Below are 14,268 nucleotides of genomic sequence, written 5' to 3'. Positions count from 1 at the left end.
TTCGTGAGTAACCGATGATAGTATGAAATGGTACGCTATCCAAATGAGATTGACAATCGCAGAATGTTGGATAAACTAACACATTTCTCCATACTAGTTGGTTGAAAATTTATTTTATCACAAATACCCATAAAAGTACTTATTTATTATGAGAATAAAGATGAAGGGAATGAAAATATGAACCAGTCAGATCCCTTACCTCTTTTTCTGCTTCTTTATGATACGAAATTATAAATGAAGTAGAAGGACCGCTGGATTTTTCCACATCATGAACCGACGTAACCTCTCCTTTAGATAATGGTTCCCCAATCAATAGCGAAAGCTCAGCAAGTACCCCTTTAGAGCCTACCGGCAAAAGGTCGATGATGGAAGAATGGTGAATACATCTCATAAAGAGGGGTAGTGGCGCCACGGATGATAGATGTGCCATGACTTCATCTCCAACTAGTGGTGTACCAATTAAAGCATAAGAAAGATCATCGTGTATCGTTTCGTCGGAATGCTTCTCTCGCATTCCGATACATGTAACACCAAGAGCGGACTGTTTGAGAAGGAAATTGGATTCCGAACTGCCGGTAATGGGGATAGCGCCTAAACCTAACTCAATCAACCCTTTCTTCACACCGGAGCTATATTTCCCCCATACAGAGTCACTGGTAAAGTTCATGAGCTGAACTGCTTTCAGACTTGCCCCTACTGCCAAGCATTCCATCGCTGCTACGCGAAGACAGAAATACCCGACAATCTCAGGGTCAACCTGAACCATATCAGCAGATTTTCTTCCTATTCCACCGCTACAGTCCGATGCAAGAATCAGTTCTTCATTGTCAGTGATGGAAATCGATAAAACATCTCTATGCAAAGTCATGCCATGTCCCTCTTTGGGAGCCTTGAAACAAGAGGAGGATATAAAAAATGAGCAATGGTTAAATTAATCAAACTCCCAACTATTAAGGAAGGAACAATTGCTAAATAAAAAGAAAGACTCAGAATAAAGATAAAGGGAATTCCAGCCATTACGCCATTTCCGATAAAGAAGAGGACTGCAGCCAGTACCCGCTTTCCTTTAGAAAACACATATCCGAACAACCACACAAATAGAGCCATTTCAACAGCAATGAGAATATGCAACGGGCCAAGGGGAAAACCGGCATACATGCTTGAAATGATATGCCCTCCACCTGCCACGATTGCTCCCTTTCTTCCATTGTATAAAGAAGCAACCAATAATGCAGGCATACTGTCCAGAGCAACCGATCCGATGACGGCTGGGATTTTCACCATTCCTCCAATAGCGGATAAAGCGAGGAATAAGGATAACGTTAGTAGTGTCTTTAAATTATTTATCATTGTTCTTTTGATCTTTTCCGTTAGAAAATACGTTTGCACTGCGAATGTATTCCACATCTTTTACATTGCTGCGATGGTTAATGACCCGGGCTAAAGCAAAGAAGTAATCTGATAAACGATTAACATACTGCAACGTGACTATTGGAAAATCTTCATCTGTCTTGGATAATGACACGATGCACCTCTCTGCTCTTCTTGCAACGGTTCTCGCAATATGAATACTGGCAGATGCTTTCACACCTCCTGGCAGAATGAATTTTTCAAGAGGAGGAGCTTCCTCTGTCAAGAGATCAATTTTCTCTTCCAACGTGTGAACAGATTCCGCCTGAAGCTTGACTCTTTTTTTCTTTGATACATTCGATAAGTCCCCACCACAATCGAATAATTCATGCTGAATTGTCTCCAGGTCCTTTAAGATATCTTGAAAAAGAGTATGATCAAGTTCAGATATTGCCTGACCAACGAAACAATTTACTTCATCCAATGTTCCATACGCTTCAACACGGATATCGTCCTTATAGACTCTCCCACCGATTAAGCTTGTCTGTCCCTTGTCTCCGGTTCTTGTATAAAGTTGCATATTCTTCTCTCTCCTTTACCCTTTTATTGATGAAGCAAGACCGTACCAAACCAGCCAAACTTGTTGAGATTTTTCGGCCAGGTCCTGATACACCCACCCTGTCATATCTCTCCACTCTCTAGACGATTGATCGATGGGAACAATTCCTTTCCCTATTTCCGACCCGATCCAGATGACCTTTCGTTCAGGGCTTCCTTCTTCCCATTCTCTTAATGAATCGATCTGCTCTTTAAACAACGCCTTACTATCTACACCTGAATGAAGAATGGACGAACGAACTGCATATTCAACACCTTCCAAAACGATGATAGGCCGGATTGTCGTGATATCTTCCATTTCATTATCAAACAAAGAAATCCAAGTTGTTTCACTCTCTATTAGATTAAACTGCTTTTTCACCCATCTGCTTTTTCCATTAAAGGAACCGCCCGTAATGAAGTACATACATTCTTCCTCCAATCTTCTTCAGTCTTCCATGCCAATTCGTACCCATTCCCATGGTGGATCTCCCATTCCCAAAATGCTCGCTTCATATCTGCAGGTGAAAGAAGAGATAAAAGGTGACGAATGACTCCTCCATGAGTGATAACAGCATACCGATTACCGCGGTGTTCATCGATTTCCTCAATGATTTGATCCCAGGCAGCATCCACCCGTAGCCGAAATTGATTCATACCTTCCCCATTTGGCGGACAAATAGTTGGATCGGCTAACCATTTCTGATAAACCCTATCTTCCTTCAAATCCTCATAGGTTAGACCTTCCCAAACACCGAAGTGTATTTCCCTTAACAAGGATGAAGAGACTACTGGACTTTCAGAGAACAAAAAACGAGCTGTTTCCAAACATCTGTTAAGATCACTGGAAAAGATTCTTTCGTACTGATGGAATAAATGCTTACGACAATGTAAAATATCAATTCCATTTCGTGACAAGCTGGTATCCGTCCAACCGGTATACTTTACCAACTCATTTTCTTCTGTTACACCATGTCGGATAACTGCAATAACCATATAGTCATCCATAAGATCCACTCCACCCCCTCTACACTACCTCCGACAGTATCACCGGTCATACCACCAAACCATTTAATGGACTTAGAATAAACCCACCAAAAGGCCACTAATGTAACCAAGGTGAACCCTACGTATAGATAAAACCAATCTAAATAGAACAGGACCATACCACCAGCTAATAAAGCAGTAACCATCCAAAGGACTTCATGTCTTGTCATATGCTTACTGAAGCCATATCCCATCCCTGATTTCTGTGCCGCAGGAATTGTGACAAGGCTTGCTCCCATTACCAAACGGCTGAAAAATGGAATGCATAGTAGAACCATCCCGATCAATTCTGAATGGGTATAGAGGACGGATTCATAAATAAATAGAAAACGGGATGATAGTAATACAACCAAAGATAAAACGCCAAAAGCACCAACACGGGGGTCCTTCATGATTTCTAATCGTTTTTCTTTATCCCTGTAAGAAAAAAAGCCATCGCTTGCATCCATATAACCATCTAAATGAAGTCCTCCCGTCAGGATGATCGGCATCACCCAAATAAAAAACGATAATGCCAAGGGGCTCATGTGTGTGAATGTGTCCAGTACAACAAATCCACCGGATAGGATCATACCTAAACACATGCCCAGTAGTGGAAATGTCCTAACCATCCACTTCATTTCGTGTTGCCCGACATCGAATGGTTTACGAACCGGGATAGTGGTAAAAAACTGTAGATTCAGAAAGAAACTTTTGAATAGAATCAAGATATAGGAGTTCCCTTCTTTACAACAGGAATTCCTGCATTCATTTCAATTGCCATAGATGATTTGTCGACCAATTTTCTATGTAGAGACCCAAGAGTCTTCTGAAACGAGAGAATATCGTCAGATGCAATGGGTATGTCTGAGAATAATTCATTACTCACCACTACTAATAATCTTGCTTTATTCATCACCTGAATGATAGACAGATAGATTGCATGCTCTACTTCCACACCTTTTCTGATGTCCACACTGAACATTTCATTGGTTAAATGAGTGGTGAGACAATCTAACAATACAATGCAGTTGTAGGGTATGCGCCCGATGTCCCCTTCAATGGACCGAGGACATTCAATAGTCAGCCAGTCTTCCATAGAGGCTTGCCGATCGAGTCGATGTTTCAAAATTCTTTGTTCCATATCACGATCGGTATTGACGCCACAGGCAAGATAGATCAATGCATCGCCAGATCTTCTCTCTTCAGCGGCAAGTCTTTCAGCATAAGAACTTTTGCCGCTTCGAACCCCTCCTGTTATGAATATTAGGTTTCCCATATCACATTTCACCTTCCTCTAATATGTAAAAGGATTACCCACCCTCCTTTATTTTCTCCATATAGCGTCCTATGGCTCGCTTCGTGACTTCATAAACACCACGTCCGATCAATTTCCCCACTGGTGTAATTGGCCCGGCAAATGGTTCAAGCTCTCCTTTTTGATTAGAGGCTATCAGAATGCTGTCTGTAGGCGTCCCTGTTGCAAGATTACCTGTCCGTCTGTCTCGAACCCCCATATCCTGAAGAGCTCTAACCTTTGCCTCGGTGGAGGTTACGATTGCTTCTATATACGCTTCATCGGACAGATTACCGTTTATGAATACCCAAGTATTAATCGTACCTGGCTTGAAATCAATGTCATATTGATAACTGGTAGACACATCCATGGCATTCCCTACTCCAGCTGTCACAACGACAAAGACCGATTTCCCTAAAGATTCAAACCGATCACATACCATATTGGTCAAATCAAGTGCTGTCATCATCCCTACTGATAATGATGGATCCAATTGTTTCTCAATCAGATAATCTTTCATATCTTCTTTATAATCCGAACAATCATAATCAACAGAAACTCTCCGATTGATGAAATGAGTGTACCACCCGATTCCTGCTCCGATAATTCCAGAAGACATACATTTCAACGGGAATGGTGCTGAGAAATGGATACTCTCTTCGTCCAATAGGAGGTATCTTTTATCTAATAGAAAATCCTCACTCTCTTGCCCTTCAGGGACAATGACCATCTGTGGCTTGGCCACTAATGGATGTGCCTGTTTTTGGACCTTCGTTTGATACACCTCTTCAATATGTTCTTCTTTCAAGACTTCTTCTGGGTGATGTAGAAGTTTGGTTTTTCCTTTGTCTAGTAGCAATAAGCGATCACAATAAAGACTTGCTAAATTCAAGTCGTGAAAAATGGCTACGACGGTTAAGTTTTCTTCGATTGTTTGTGTTCTAATCAAATCCAATAATGATTTCTGGTAGGAAAGATCAAGGTGATTTGTAGGTTCATCCAATAAAAGTATTTCGGGTTCTTGCGCCAGTGCCTGCGCAAGAAACACCCGTTGACGCTCACCGCCGGACAGTTCGTGGAGATATCGGTGCTGAAAAGATGCAATACCTGTTTGTTCCATCGTTTTGTCAACCACTTCACTATCCCATTCTGTTTTCCCTTTAAATAAGCCTTTTTGATGAGCATACCTTCCGAGCATCACTGTCTCTTTCACTTCATATGAAAATGATTCAGTCGATTGTTGGGGAAGGACGGCAACAAGTTTCGCCAATTCTCTTGAAGTAAACTGTTGGAGGGGCTTCCCTTTTAATTCAATCGTCCCCTCCATCAGAGGAAGAAGTCCGGTAATTGCTTTTAATAACGTCGTCTTCCCACTTCCATTCGGTCCAAGAATTCCAAAGAATTCACCTTGATCTATTTTAAAATTCATATTCTCAACAATTTTATGGTCGTTGTATCCTACAGAAACGCCTTTTACATCAATCATGAGGACCGACCCCTTTTCTTCAGTAGAATATATGCAAACATTGGTGCCCCGATCAGGGCAGTGATTACTCCAATCGGAAGTTCAGTTGGCGCGATGATCGTTCTTGAGATAAGATCAGCGAGTACAAGAAAACCTCCGCCTACAACGATTGATAAAGGAAGTAAATGTTTATGATCATGCCCTACTATTCTTCTTAGAAAATGAGGTATAACAAGACCGACAAATCCGATTGTTCCTGAAACCGCAACGGCTGCCCCCGTGAGGATGCTTCCGGCAATCAAGATCATAAGCTTCCGTCTATGTACAGATATTCCAATATGGCGGGCTTGTTCTTCACCGAAGCTCATACCATTCAATTCCTTGCTGTTTAGAAATAAAATCATCACACCTATAAAGAAAAACGGCAGGATAATTACAATATAGTCCCACCCTCTCATAGAAACGCTCCCAAGCAGCCAACCAATAATTTGCCGTAATTCTTCTCCTGTGAGAGCAATCATTAATGAAATCAATGACCCTAAAAAAGAGCTAAAAATAATTCCGGTCAGTATAATGGTTTCGACTTTCATGGTTCTTTCCACTTTTTGTGCAAACCATAGTACGAGAAACACGGTTATCACTGAACAAATGATACTGAAAAAGGGAAGCGTAAACTTCCCAATGAATGGTATGCTCCAATTGAAAAATAAAGTGATGACTGCACCTACAGATGCTCCTGAAGATACTCCCAATGTATATGGGTCTGCCAACGGATTGCGCAATAACCCCTGAAATGAAGCCCCGGCAATCGCCAAGGAGCTCCCGACCAATAAAGCTAATAGAACCCTTGGTAGACGAATCGAAAATACAATATTCGTAAACATTGGATCAATTGATTGAGGTAGATGAAAACCAAACAGCTCAGAACCAATAATCGTTAATATATTTCCTGGAGGAATCGAAATGGTACCAATCGATATACCTGCAAGAAGGGAAGTTACTAAAAATATCCCAGCGAACACGTATGTCAGCCATATTTTATTCTGCAAATATCTCCGGATAGATTGACTTGGCAATTTCCTCTACTCCTTCAACCAATCTTGGACCAGTTCTGGTGACTAAATCTGAATGCACATCATGTACGTCCCCATCTTTCACAGCGTTTACATCTTTCCAGCCATCTCTTCCCATTACTTGTTCTTTAGGGTTTTCACTATAATAGCCATAGGTTGTAATGATGACATCAGGATTCGCTGAAATAACCGCCTCTTGGTTCACTTGCACCCATCCATCCTGGTCACTCATCACGTTTTCAGCGTTAACAAGTGACAGCATTTGATCGATGAATGTGTTTTTTCCAGTTGAATAAATATCGGGTGAAGGCGATACTTCTACATATACACTTTTCTTTTCTTTTATACTCTTGGCTTTTTCCTGAATGGTTGCGAGATCTGATTTCATACCAGAAGTAATGGTTTCTGCTTGTTCTTTCTTACCGACAAGCGTTCCGATGTTTTCGATTGTGTCATATACCTCTTCAATGCTTTTGGCGTCTTGAACGATAAACACCTTCACTCCAGCACTGCGAAGTTGCTCTAAGCCTTCCTCTGCAGATTTGGCTGTGGATTCATGAGCAAGTACCAAATCCGGCTTTAAGCCGACTATTTTCTCAACATTAAACTCCATGCCACCGATCTTCTCTTTGTTCATTGCCTCTTTTGGATAGTTGTCAAAATCGGACACGCCTACGATTTCATCGTTTAACCCTAATTCGAATAAAATTTCAGTATTACTTGGAATTAACGAGACGATATGCTTAGGTTGTTCCTCTAAGGAAATTTTATGATCTAGTGCGTCGTTTACGGATAAAGGAAATTCTCCTTTTTCTTGACTGACCGATTTACTTTCATTTTTGTTTGTCTCTTTGGCATCATTCGTGCCACATGCAGACAAGAAACCAATAGATAATACGAATGCCAATAAAATTTTGAATGTGTGTTTCATGTTTTTCCCCCTGAAATTTTTTGTAGTCAGACAAAAAAACACCTCTCGTGGACAAGAGGTGTTGTGTAAGATGCACTGAAAGGTTTTAAAACCATGATAACATGCACATTACACCTTTCTATCCGCGTAGATTTGGTGCGAAAGACATTAGGCAGGTCTCCTGGCTCATGGTCATTGCTTGCTGCACCTTCCCATACAGTTTCGTACAGTGGCATGGATTCAGCTAACTACCATTTACAGTGGCGGGACCGCGTTGGAATTGCACCAACTTCCCTATTAAGAAGCTAAGAAGTGTTTTTCACTCCGCTTCACCTAATCTCATAACGTATGTAATTATTCCGTTCAACAGAATTATACACAAGATTCTCTCGATAGTGAATCCTATTTACTCATTTTGTTGAAAATTGTAGAGGCTTCACTTCGAATTCTCGTATTATTAGCATTATAATGGGTAGGAAATGCTCATGAGCTAAACTCCTTTTCATTCCAATGAATCTTAAGATTGAAGTGATGAATGGCAGGTAATTGAGTGAGTACACCAGACAAAAAATACATCACCAATCCCCCGGTGAAGTACGATAAAACAAAAGTATTGTCGTGTATATTTTTTCGTGGTAAAATCTGTTTCAAGCTTTTACTTTACTGCTTTAGAGTAGCATATATAGTATTGGAGGATTCTATATGAACGAAAAGAAGGAAATTGCTACCTTTGCCGGTGGTTGTTTTTGGTGCATGGTAAAACCATTTGATGAATTACCGGGAATTATCGATGTCATATCAGGTTATTCAGGAGGGCATCTCGAAAACCCTTCCTATCAGGATATAAAAAAGGGAAACAGCGGACATTATGAGGTTGTCCAGGTCACATTCGATCCTTCTCTCTTTCCATATGAGAGACTATTGGAGTTATACTGGCCACAAATTGATCCGACTGATGAGGGTGGTCAATTCCATGATCGTGGTGAACAGTACCGTACAGCGATTTTTTATCATAACGATCATCAAAAACGATTGGCTGAATTGACGAAGGATGAAATAGCAGAAAGCGGGCGATTTAAGAAACCAATCGTCACAAACATCCTTCCCGCCTCACCGTTTTATCCGGCGGAGGAATACCATCAAAAATTTTATAAAAAGAATCCCAATCAATATAAACAGGACCGTGCGAAATCCGGTCGGGATGAATTTATCGATAGTCACTGGTAGAATTCATTGCTTAGTATCAAGTATAAGATCAGTCTGAAAAAGGACTAACCACCTTCTTTGTGAATGATACAAAGACTCTGGTCCACTTACCGATTTTTCGCGAATGTGTAAGAATGAAGTAACCCCCTTTTCGCCAAACTAATAGGCAGGAAAGGGGGTTTTTTTGCATGAAGAAAAGATATCATGAAAAGGAAGATAAAGAGCAGGTAGTTGGATTTGAAGGTCTAGGGAATGTCGTCAATTTCTTTGACCCTTTTCCTGATGAAAATGAAACTAAGGTTAATAATTCGGATACAGTGGATAGTCATTCGAAATGAAAAAAAGGTGAAAGTGCATCGATTGCACCTTCACCTTTTCTCCTTTACCCAATAAATCGGTTTACTTTTACTTGTTCATCTATGATCAGTTCTGCCGTCAGCTGGCCGGAAAGCGCGACCATTGGTACGCCTCCGCCAGGGTGTGTAGAGCCGCCTACAAAATACATATTGGATAGTACTCTGCTCTTATTCGGTATTTTGAAGCCTCCATTAAGCTTTCGGTCGGTAACGGTGCCGTAGATTGATCCTCCATTTGCTCCGTAGAGGTTTTGCAGGTCATTTGGTGTAAAGGAGTATTCATACTCGATATGATTCCTTAAATCGGTCACACCCATTTTCTCGAGCTTATCCAGCACTTTACGTCGATATGACTCTTTGTACTGTGTCCAGTCCTCCCCTTCTTGTAACGGAGGAACATGGGTTAGCACAAACAGGTTTTCTTTTCCTTCTGGCGCCTGAGAGGGATCAGTTTTCGACGAGATGCCGATATAGATTGTAGGATCATCAGCTAACAAATTTTCATCAAAGATTTGTCTGAATTCCTTTTTCGGATCTTTACTGAAAAAGAAATTATGATGGGCTAGGTGATCATATTTCCGATCCACACCAAGGAGAAGAACAAGTCCTGAAACGGTTGGAGCGTATTTGCTTAACTCCTTAACTTCTTTAGCGGATTCATGATAATCATTCAGAAGTGATTTATAGCAAGGGATTGCTTCCAGATTCGATACGATGATATCAGCCTTTATTTCTTCCCCAATATTGGTGCGAATCCCTTCTGCACGGCTTCCGGAAGTAAGAATATCTTCCACTTCACAATTTAAGCGCACCTCTACATTCAGCTCTTCCAACACCTTGGCCATCGCTTCGGCAATTTTGTACATGCCGCCTTTGACATAATGCACACCGAGACCTAGCTGAACATGGGTAAGCTGTGACATGATCGCCGGTGCGTGATATGGTGAAGAACCCACATACATGATAAGGAAATTAAAGAGCTGCTGAAAATGCTTATCTTTGATGAATTTCCGATTAGCCGTATCTAGTGATTTCATCGGATCCATTTGTAGTAATTCTTTGACAGGGTGCATGTTACGAAGGTCCTGCAAGCCATTGATGCTCTTTTTATAGAAGCTTTTCATCGTAAGCTCATACATTTTTGAACAGTAGCTTAAATAGTTAAAGAAGTTATCTGCATCCTCAGTAGATGTTTTCTTCAATTCTTCCAGCATGGTCGGGAGGTCCGATGAAACATCCATAACCTTTCCGTCTTCAAAAAAGGTCCTCCACCCGGGCTCCACTCTAGAGATGTCTATATAGTCATAAAGGTCACGGTTCGCGTGAGCAAATACTTTTTCCAGTACCCATGGCATGGTAAGGATAGATGGACCAGTATCAAAGGAAAAACCTTTCCCTCCCCGTTTATTTAATTTCCCTCCAAGTCTCTCACCTTTTTCTACGATCGTTACGTCATACCCAACTGAGGCAAGGCGGATAGCTGTTGACATACCCCCTAAACCACCGCCAACGATGATTACTTTCTTTTTCATTTTCATTTCCTCCTTACGAGAAAGCTCATTTTCGACTATTCAGCTTTCCATTGTGCCCATTTATCTAACAATCATAACCAGTAATTCGTTTATTCATTGGGGAAGCAATAAAAATCCACCATTGAATAAACGTATTATCGGTTCGAAAAATGGTTAAAATGTCGATACAAAACGATTTATAAGAAGGTGGAAATAAATGGTTGTTTGGTTAGGGACCTTGATCCTTACTATTTTTCTTTTCACGAGAATTCCGATTGCAAAGAAATCCATTCATGTTCGAAATAGCTACCTGGGCAAAAAATGCTCGATCATTATCCCTGCTAGAAATGAAGAAGAAACAATTGGCACGTTACTCTCCAGCATTCAGAATCAATTCATTCAGCCCGAAGAAGTGATTGTGGTAAATGATGCTTCAACCGATCGAACGAAGGAAATTGCAGAAGGATTCGGGGTAACAGTCGTTGATAGTCCACCTCTGCCAATAGGATGGAACGGAAAGTCATGGGCTTGTTGGAACGGTGCGAAAGCGTCCAATGGTGAGTGGTTGATGTTTGTAGACAGTGATACATGGTTTGAGCAGGCGGGTTTGCTTAGAATATGTGAAACCTATAAGCGTCAGCAATGTCAGGGTGTGCTGAGTCTCCATCCTTATCATGTGATGGAAACGGGATACGAAACCTTATCCATGATGTTTCATTTCGTTGTGTTTGCTTCAACCAATGTTACCCATTTTTTCTCCGGAATGGTGAAACCTACCGGAGGCTTTGGGCAATGCTTCCTTTGTTCAAAGAATGTCTATGAACGTATTGGTGGACACGAAGCGATTAAAGCAGAAATGGTTGAACATTTCGCTTTAAGCCAACATGCGAAAATGTGCGGGGAATCAGTGGAAGCAGTCAGTGGAAGAAACGCAATTTCCATGAGAATGTACGGAACCGGTTTGGATGATTTATTCCGCGGGTGGTCAAAAAGCTTCGCATCAGGGGCAAAATCCACGAATATCATCCTTTTGGGACTCACTTCTTTATGGATCGCCTCTCTCATTTCGTTTATCGTCCATTCTCCAGGGGTGGTTTGGACTCATCCCTATCTATTTATGCTAGAGTACGTCCTTATTGCAGGGTATCTGTCTGTACATGCAAGAAAGATCGGCAATTTCACCATTTTCGATTCACTACTATTCCCGGTCCACATCCTATTCTTTATTATCACCTTTTCACACTCACTCGTAAGCACTTTTTTCACAAAAAATACGAAATGGAAAGATCGATATGTTTTTATCGATAAAGGAAAGGATGAAAAGATGAAATGATCCTTTTTTTAAACATTATCGCATGGGTCATGATTCACTTGACTGTTTCCTTTCAGACCTCCCGGATGTCCGAGCACCAGCTTCTACGGTTCTCCCCTCTCTTTCATCCGTTAAAAGTAGAGGTGAAAGGAGGGGTGTACGGGATTTTGAGAATCAAGAAATGGAAAGCGTACATACCGGATGCAGCGGGATGGTTTCGATCAGGAGTGATAAAGAATGAAATCGGTCTCACTTCTGATCTTGGCAGAAGGACGTTCCTCATGGAGATCAATCGGGCAGAGTTATCTCACTGGATGCAAATGATGCCTGCCCCCCTATTTTTCATCATAAATAGCGGAGTGATGTCTTGGGGAATGTTTCTATACGGGATCCTTTTCAATCTACCACTAATACTCGTCCAGCGTTTTAATCGGGTGAGACTATTAAAGGTGATGAGGCAATTCATCACCCCTTCGAATAAGGATTCTCTGCCAAATTCAAAAACACCCATTTTTGAAAAAGAAACCATTCATGCATATAAAGATTGAATTGGTACATTTTAAGAAGAAGAACCGAGGAAGTCCTCCACATCTTTAGGCCGTTAATCCCTTGATTTGCTCGGTTCCCATCCTTCTCTAACCTCATATCCCTCATCCCTTCACTCAGAAATCACTCCTGTAGAAATATGTCGAATTATAATTACTCTTTCTAACAGCTCTCTTATGCTACACTTAATGAATCAAACAGTAGGAGGAAATATTATGCAAAAAATATTCAAAACACTTTCATTCATTCAAGAAGGAGTGACCGTTTAGAATTCCCTATTAGATGAAACGACGCTCCTTCTTCCGTATTGTAATAACTTCAAAGGAAGCAGGAGATTTAGATGATGAAACAAACGCTCGCATCTCATAACATTCGGATGCTATTTTGGATTTCTTTTTTTGGTACAATCAGTTTTCTTCAACCCGTATTAACATTGTTTTACTTTGAAAGAGGATTGACCTCTTCTGACATATTAATCGTACTCATGTTCTGGAGCGGTGCCGTTTTACTAGGTGAGGTCCCAACAGGAATATTTGCTGACCGGTTTGGTGCAAAGAATTCTTTTTTATTCGGTTCCTTGCTAAAGTTCGTTAGTATCGTTCTTCTATTATTCGCCTATGAACCTTGGGTGTTTTTCTTATACAGTTTCCTCAATGGGTTTAGTGTGACATTTTTTTCAGGAGCCGATGAGGCGTTACTCTATGATTCTCTTAAAGAGTCAAATGAAGAAAATCGAATGGACTATGCCATGGGGAAAATTCAATCGGCCACCTTTATCAGTATGTTGATCGCGGTACTATTCGGTTCGTATTTTGCCAAGGATTTAGCGGACAGCCAGTTTAATCTGCTTATCCTCCTGGGATTGGCCTTTCACCTTATAGAACTAATCTTAATTCTGAGAGTCAAGCAGCCGGATACTGATTCATTTCAGAAAGAAAATCCTTTTTCTCAACTAAAGAGTGGGGTCCGTGTGATACGCCAAGCACCACAACTATTGCTGATGTTTCTGAATGTCACATTAGTCTTCATTCCGGCTGGTGTGGTATATGAATACTTTGATCAACCACTGATGAAGGAGGCAGGCGTGCCTATCTCCTTGATTGGTGTCTTTTATGCGGCTTCTGCCGTCGTTGGGCTTATTGCTTCAAATTCCATCGGATGGATGACAGCACGTTTTTCCAGGCTGATGTTGATGAACATATCCGGTTTGCTTGCTGTAGTGGGTTTACTGTTATCCGCTTTGTTCGGTTCGTCTTTATGGATCATATTGGGTGCATTTTTCATGTTAAGACTTGTTAGGGCAATACGATACCCCATCTATTCTCAATTAAGCAATGATTTGATACCGTCGGGGATCAGGGCAACAACAATTTCTTTGCTGTCAATTGTGGATTCAGTCCTGGACCTAGTCGTGTTCGGTGTTCTATCTACGATCGCATTGAAAGGATATTCTTCCATACTCATTGGATGTGCCCTTATCGCATTAATCGGTACACTATTACCAATTAGACGGGGCAGGAAAATGAATGCAAAGCAGAAGGTTGAACAAAGCAGATCGTACTGAAAGGTAGAAATAAAAGAGTGCTGACGGATTGTCAGCACTCTTTATCATTTGAAGA

16 protein-coding genes and 1 riboswitch are annotated in these 14,268 nt (G+C 41.1%); of the genes, 5 read left to right on the top strand and 11 right to left on the bottom strand.

Annotation, left to right across the window (positions count from 1 at the left end):
• Nucleotides 1-139: 139 nt before the first annotated feature.
• From FGG79_RS04070 to FGG79_RS04025, 10 genes are read right to left on the bottom strand one after another with little or no spacing between them, the layout of a single operon-like run.
• Nucleotides 140-868, bottom strand: coding sequence for an ATP-binding protein (locus tag FGG79_RS04070; protein ID WP_138776464.1), 729 nt, complete (start codon nt 866-868; stop codon nt 140-142).
• Nucleotides 865-1,350, bottom strand: coding sequence for an ECF transporter S component (locus FGG79_RS04065; protein ID WP_138776463.1), 486 nt, complete (start codon nt 1,348-1,350; stop codon nt 865-867). The genes FGG79_RS04070 and FGG79_RS04065 overlap by 4 nt, the downstream gene beginning before the upstream one ends.
• Nucleotides 1,340-1,930, bottom strand: a complete 591-nt coding sequence (locus FGG79_RS04060; RefSeq protein ID WP_138776462.1) for a cob(I)yrinic acid a,c-diamide adenosyltransferase — start codon at nt 1,928-1,930, stop codon at nt 1,340-1,342. Before FGG79_RS04060 ends, FGG79_RS04065 begins: the two co-directional genes overlap by 11 nt.
• A gap of 15 nt (nt 1,931-1,945) precedes the next feature.
• Entirely contained in the window at nt 1,946-2,374 is a 429-nt protein-coding gene (locus FGG79_RS04055) for a bifunctional adenosylcobinamide kinase/adenosylcobinamide-phosphate guanylyltransferase (RefSeq protein WP_138776461.1), read from the bottom strand.
• Entirely contained in the window at nt 2,326-2,955 is a 630-nt protein-coding gene (locus tag FGG79_RS04050) for a histidine phosphatase family protein (protein ID WP_138776460.1), read from the bottom strand. The genes FGG79_RS04055 and FGG79_RS04050 overlap by 49 nt, the downstream gene beginning before the upstream one ends.
• Entirely contained in the window at nt 2,913-3,701 is a 789-nt protein-coding gene (gene cobS, locus FGG79_RS04045; protein WP_171050791.1) for an adenosylcobinamide-GDP ribazoletransferase, read from the bottom strand. The genes FGG79_RS04050 and cobS overlap by 43 nt, the downstream gene beginning before the upstream one ends.
• The gene (locus FGG79_RS04040; RefSeq protein WP_138776458.1) at nt 3,698-4,252 is read right to left on the bottom strand and encodes a bifunctional adenosylcobinamide kinase/adenosylcobinamide-phosphate guanylyltransferase; all 555 of its coding nucleotides are present in this window, start codon (nt 4,250-4,252) and stop codon (nt 3,698-3,700) included. Before FGG79_RS04040 ends, cobS begins: the two co-directional genes overlap by 4 nt.
• 34 nt (nt 4,253-4,286) lie before the next feature.
• Nucleotides 4,287-5,756 (bottom strand): adenosylcobinamide amidohydrolase, encoded by a 1,470-nt coding sequence (locus tag FGG79_RS04035; protein WP_138776457.1) that lies wholly within the window; start codon nt 5,754-5,756, stop codon nt 4,287-4,289.
• Nucleotides 5,753-6,811 carry a FecCD family ABC transporter permease gene (locus FGG79_RS04030; RefSeq protein ID WP_138776456.1) on the bottom strand — a complete coding sequence of 353 codons (1,059 nt, stop codon included), beginning with the start codon at nt 6,809-6,811 and terminating at the stop codon, nt 5,753-5,755. The genes FGG79_RS04035 and FGG79_RS04030 overlap by 4 nt, the downstream gene beginning before the upstream one ends.
• Nucleotides 6,774-7,739: an ABC transporter substrate-binding protein gene (locus FGG79_RS04025; protein ID WP_138776455.1), complete on the bottom strand. Its 966-nt coding sequence runs from the start codon at nt 7,737-7,739 to the stop codon at nt 6,774-6,776. Before FGG79_RS04025 ends, FGG79_RS04030 begins: the two co-directional genes overlap by 38 nt.
• Before the next feature lie 133 nt (nt 7,740-7,872).
• A riboswitch (cobalamin riboswitch) is annotated at nt 7,873-8,070 on the bottom strand.
• A 350-nt stretch (nt 8,071-8,420) separates the two neighbouring features.
• On the opposite strand from FGG79_RS04025, the gene msrA reads away from it, so the two are divergent.
• Together msrA and FGG79_RS21665 are read left to right on the top strand one after the other, a co-directional pair.
• Nucleotides 8,421-8,945 carry a peptide-methionine (S)-S-oxide reductase MsrA gene (msrA, locus tag FGG79_RS04020; RefSeq protein ID WP_138776454.1) on the top strand — a complete coding sequence of 175 codons (525 nt, stop codon included), beginning with the start codon at nt 8,421-8,423 and terminating at the stop codon, nt 8,943-8,945.
• Between the two features lie 167 nt (nt 8,946-9,112).
• Nucleotides 9,113-9,262 carry a hypothetical protein gene (locus tag FGG79_RS21665; RefSeq protein WP_171050790.1) on the top strand — a complete coding sequence of 50 codons (150 nt, stop codon included), beginning with the start codon at nt 9,113-9,115 and terminating at the stop codon, nt 9,260-9,262.
• Between the two features lie 44 nt (nt 9,263-9,306).
• Here the strand turns inward: FGG79_RS21665 and FGG79_RS04015 are convergent, their stop codons facing one another.
• Nucleotides 9,307-10,812: a phytoene desaturase family protein gene (locus FGG79_RS04015; protein WP_138776453.1), complete on the bottom strand. Its 1,506-nt coding sequence runs from the start codon at nt 10,810-10,812 to the stop codon at nt 9,307-9,309.
• A gap of 196 nt (nt 10,813-11,008) precedes the next feature.
• On the opposite strand from FGG79_RS04015, the gene FGG79_RS04010 reads away from it, so the two are divergent.
• The 3 genes from FGG79_RS04010 (at nt 11,009) to FGG79_RS04000 (ending at nt 14,213) form a co-directional block, all read left to right on the top strand.
• Nucleotides 11,009-12,124: a glycosyltransferase family 2 protein gene (locus tag FGG79_RS04010; protein WP_138776452.1), complete on the top strand. Its 1,116-nt coding sequence runs from the start codon at nt 11,009-11,011 to the stop codon at nt 12,122-12,124.
• Nucleotides 12,121-12,651 carry a glycosyl-4,4'-diaponeurosporenoate acyltransferase CrtO family protein gene (locus FGG79_RS04005; RefSeq protein ID WP_138776451.1) on the top strand — a complete coding sequence of 177 codons (531 nt, stop codon included), beginning with the start codon at nt 12,121-12,123 and terminating at the stop codon, nt 12,649-12,651. Before FGG79_RS04010 ends, FGG79_RS04005 begins: the two co-directional genes overlap by 4 nt.
• A gap of 338 nt (nt 12,652-12,989) precedes the next feature.
• Nucleotides 12,990-14,213: an MFS transporter gene (locus FGG79_RS04000; protein WP_171050789.1), complete on the top strand. Its 1,224-nt coding sequence runs from the start codon at nt 12,990-12,992 to the stop codon at nt 14,211-14,213.
• The last annotated feature ends 55 nt before the right edge of the window (nt 14,214-14,268 follow it).

Source organism: Bacillus sp. BHET2 (assembly GCF_005938125.1).
In the GTDB taxonomy this organism is placed as follows: domain Bacteria; phylum Bacillota; class Bacilli; order Bacillales; family Bacillaceae_B; genus Rossellomorea.
The sequence above is the reverse complement of the archived record's forward strand: the minus strand, read 5'-3'. Positions and strand labels throughout refer to the sequence as shown.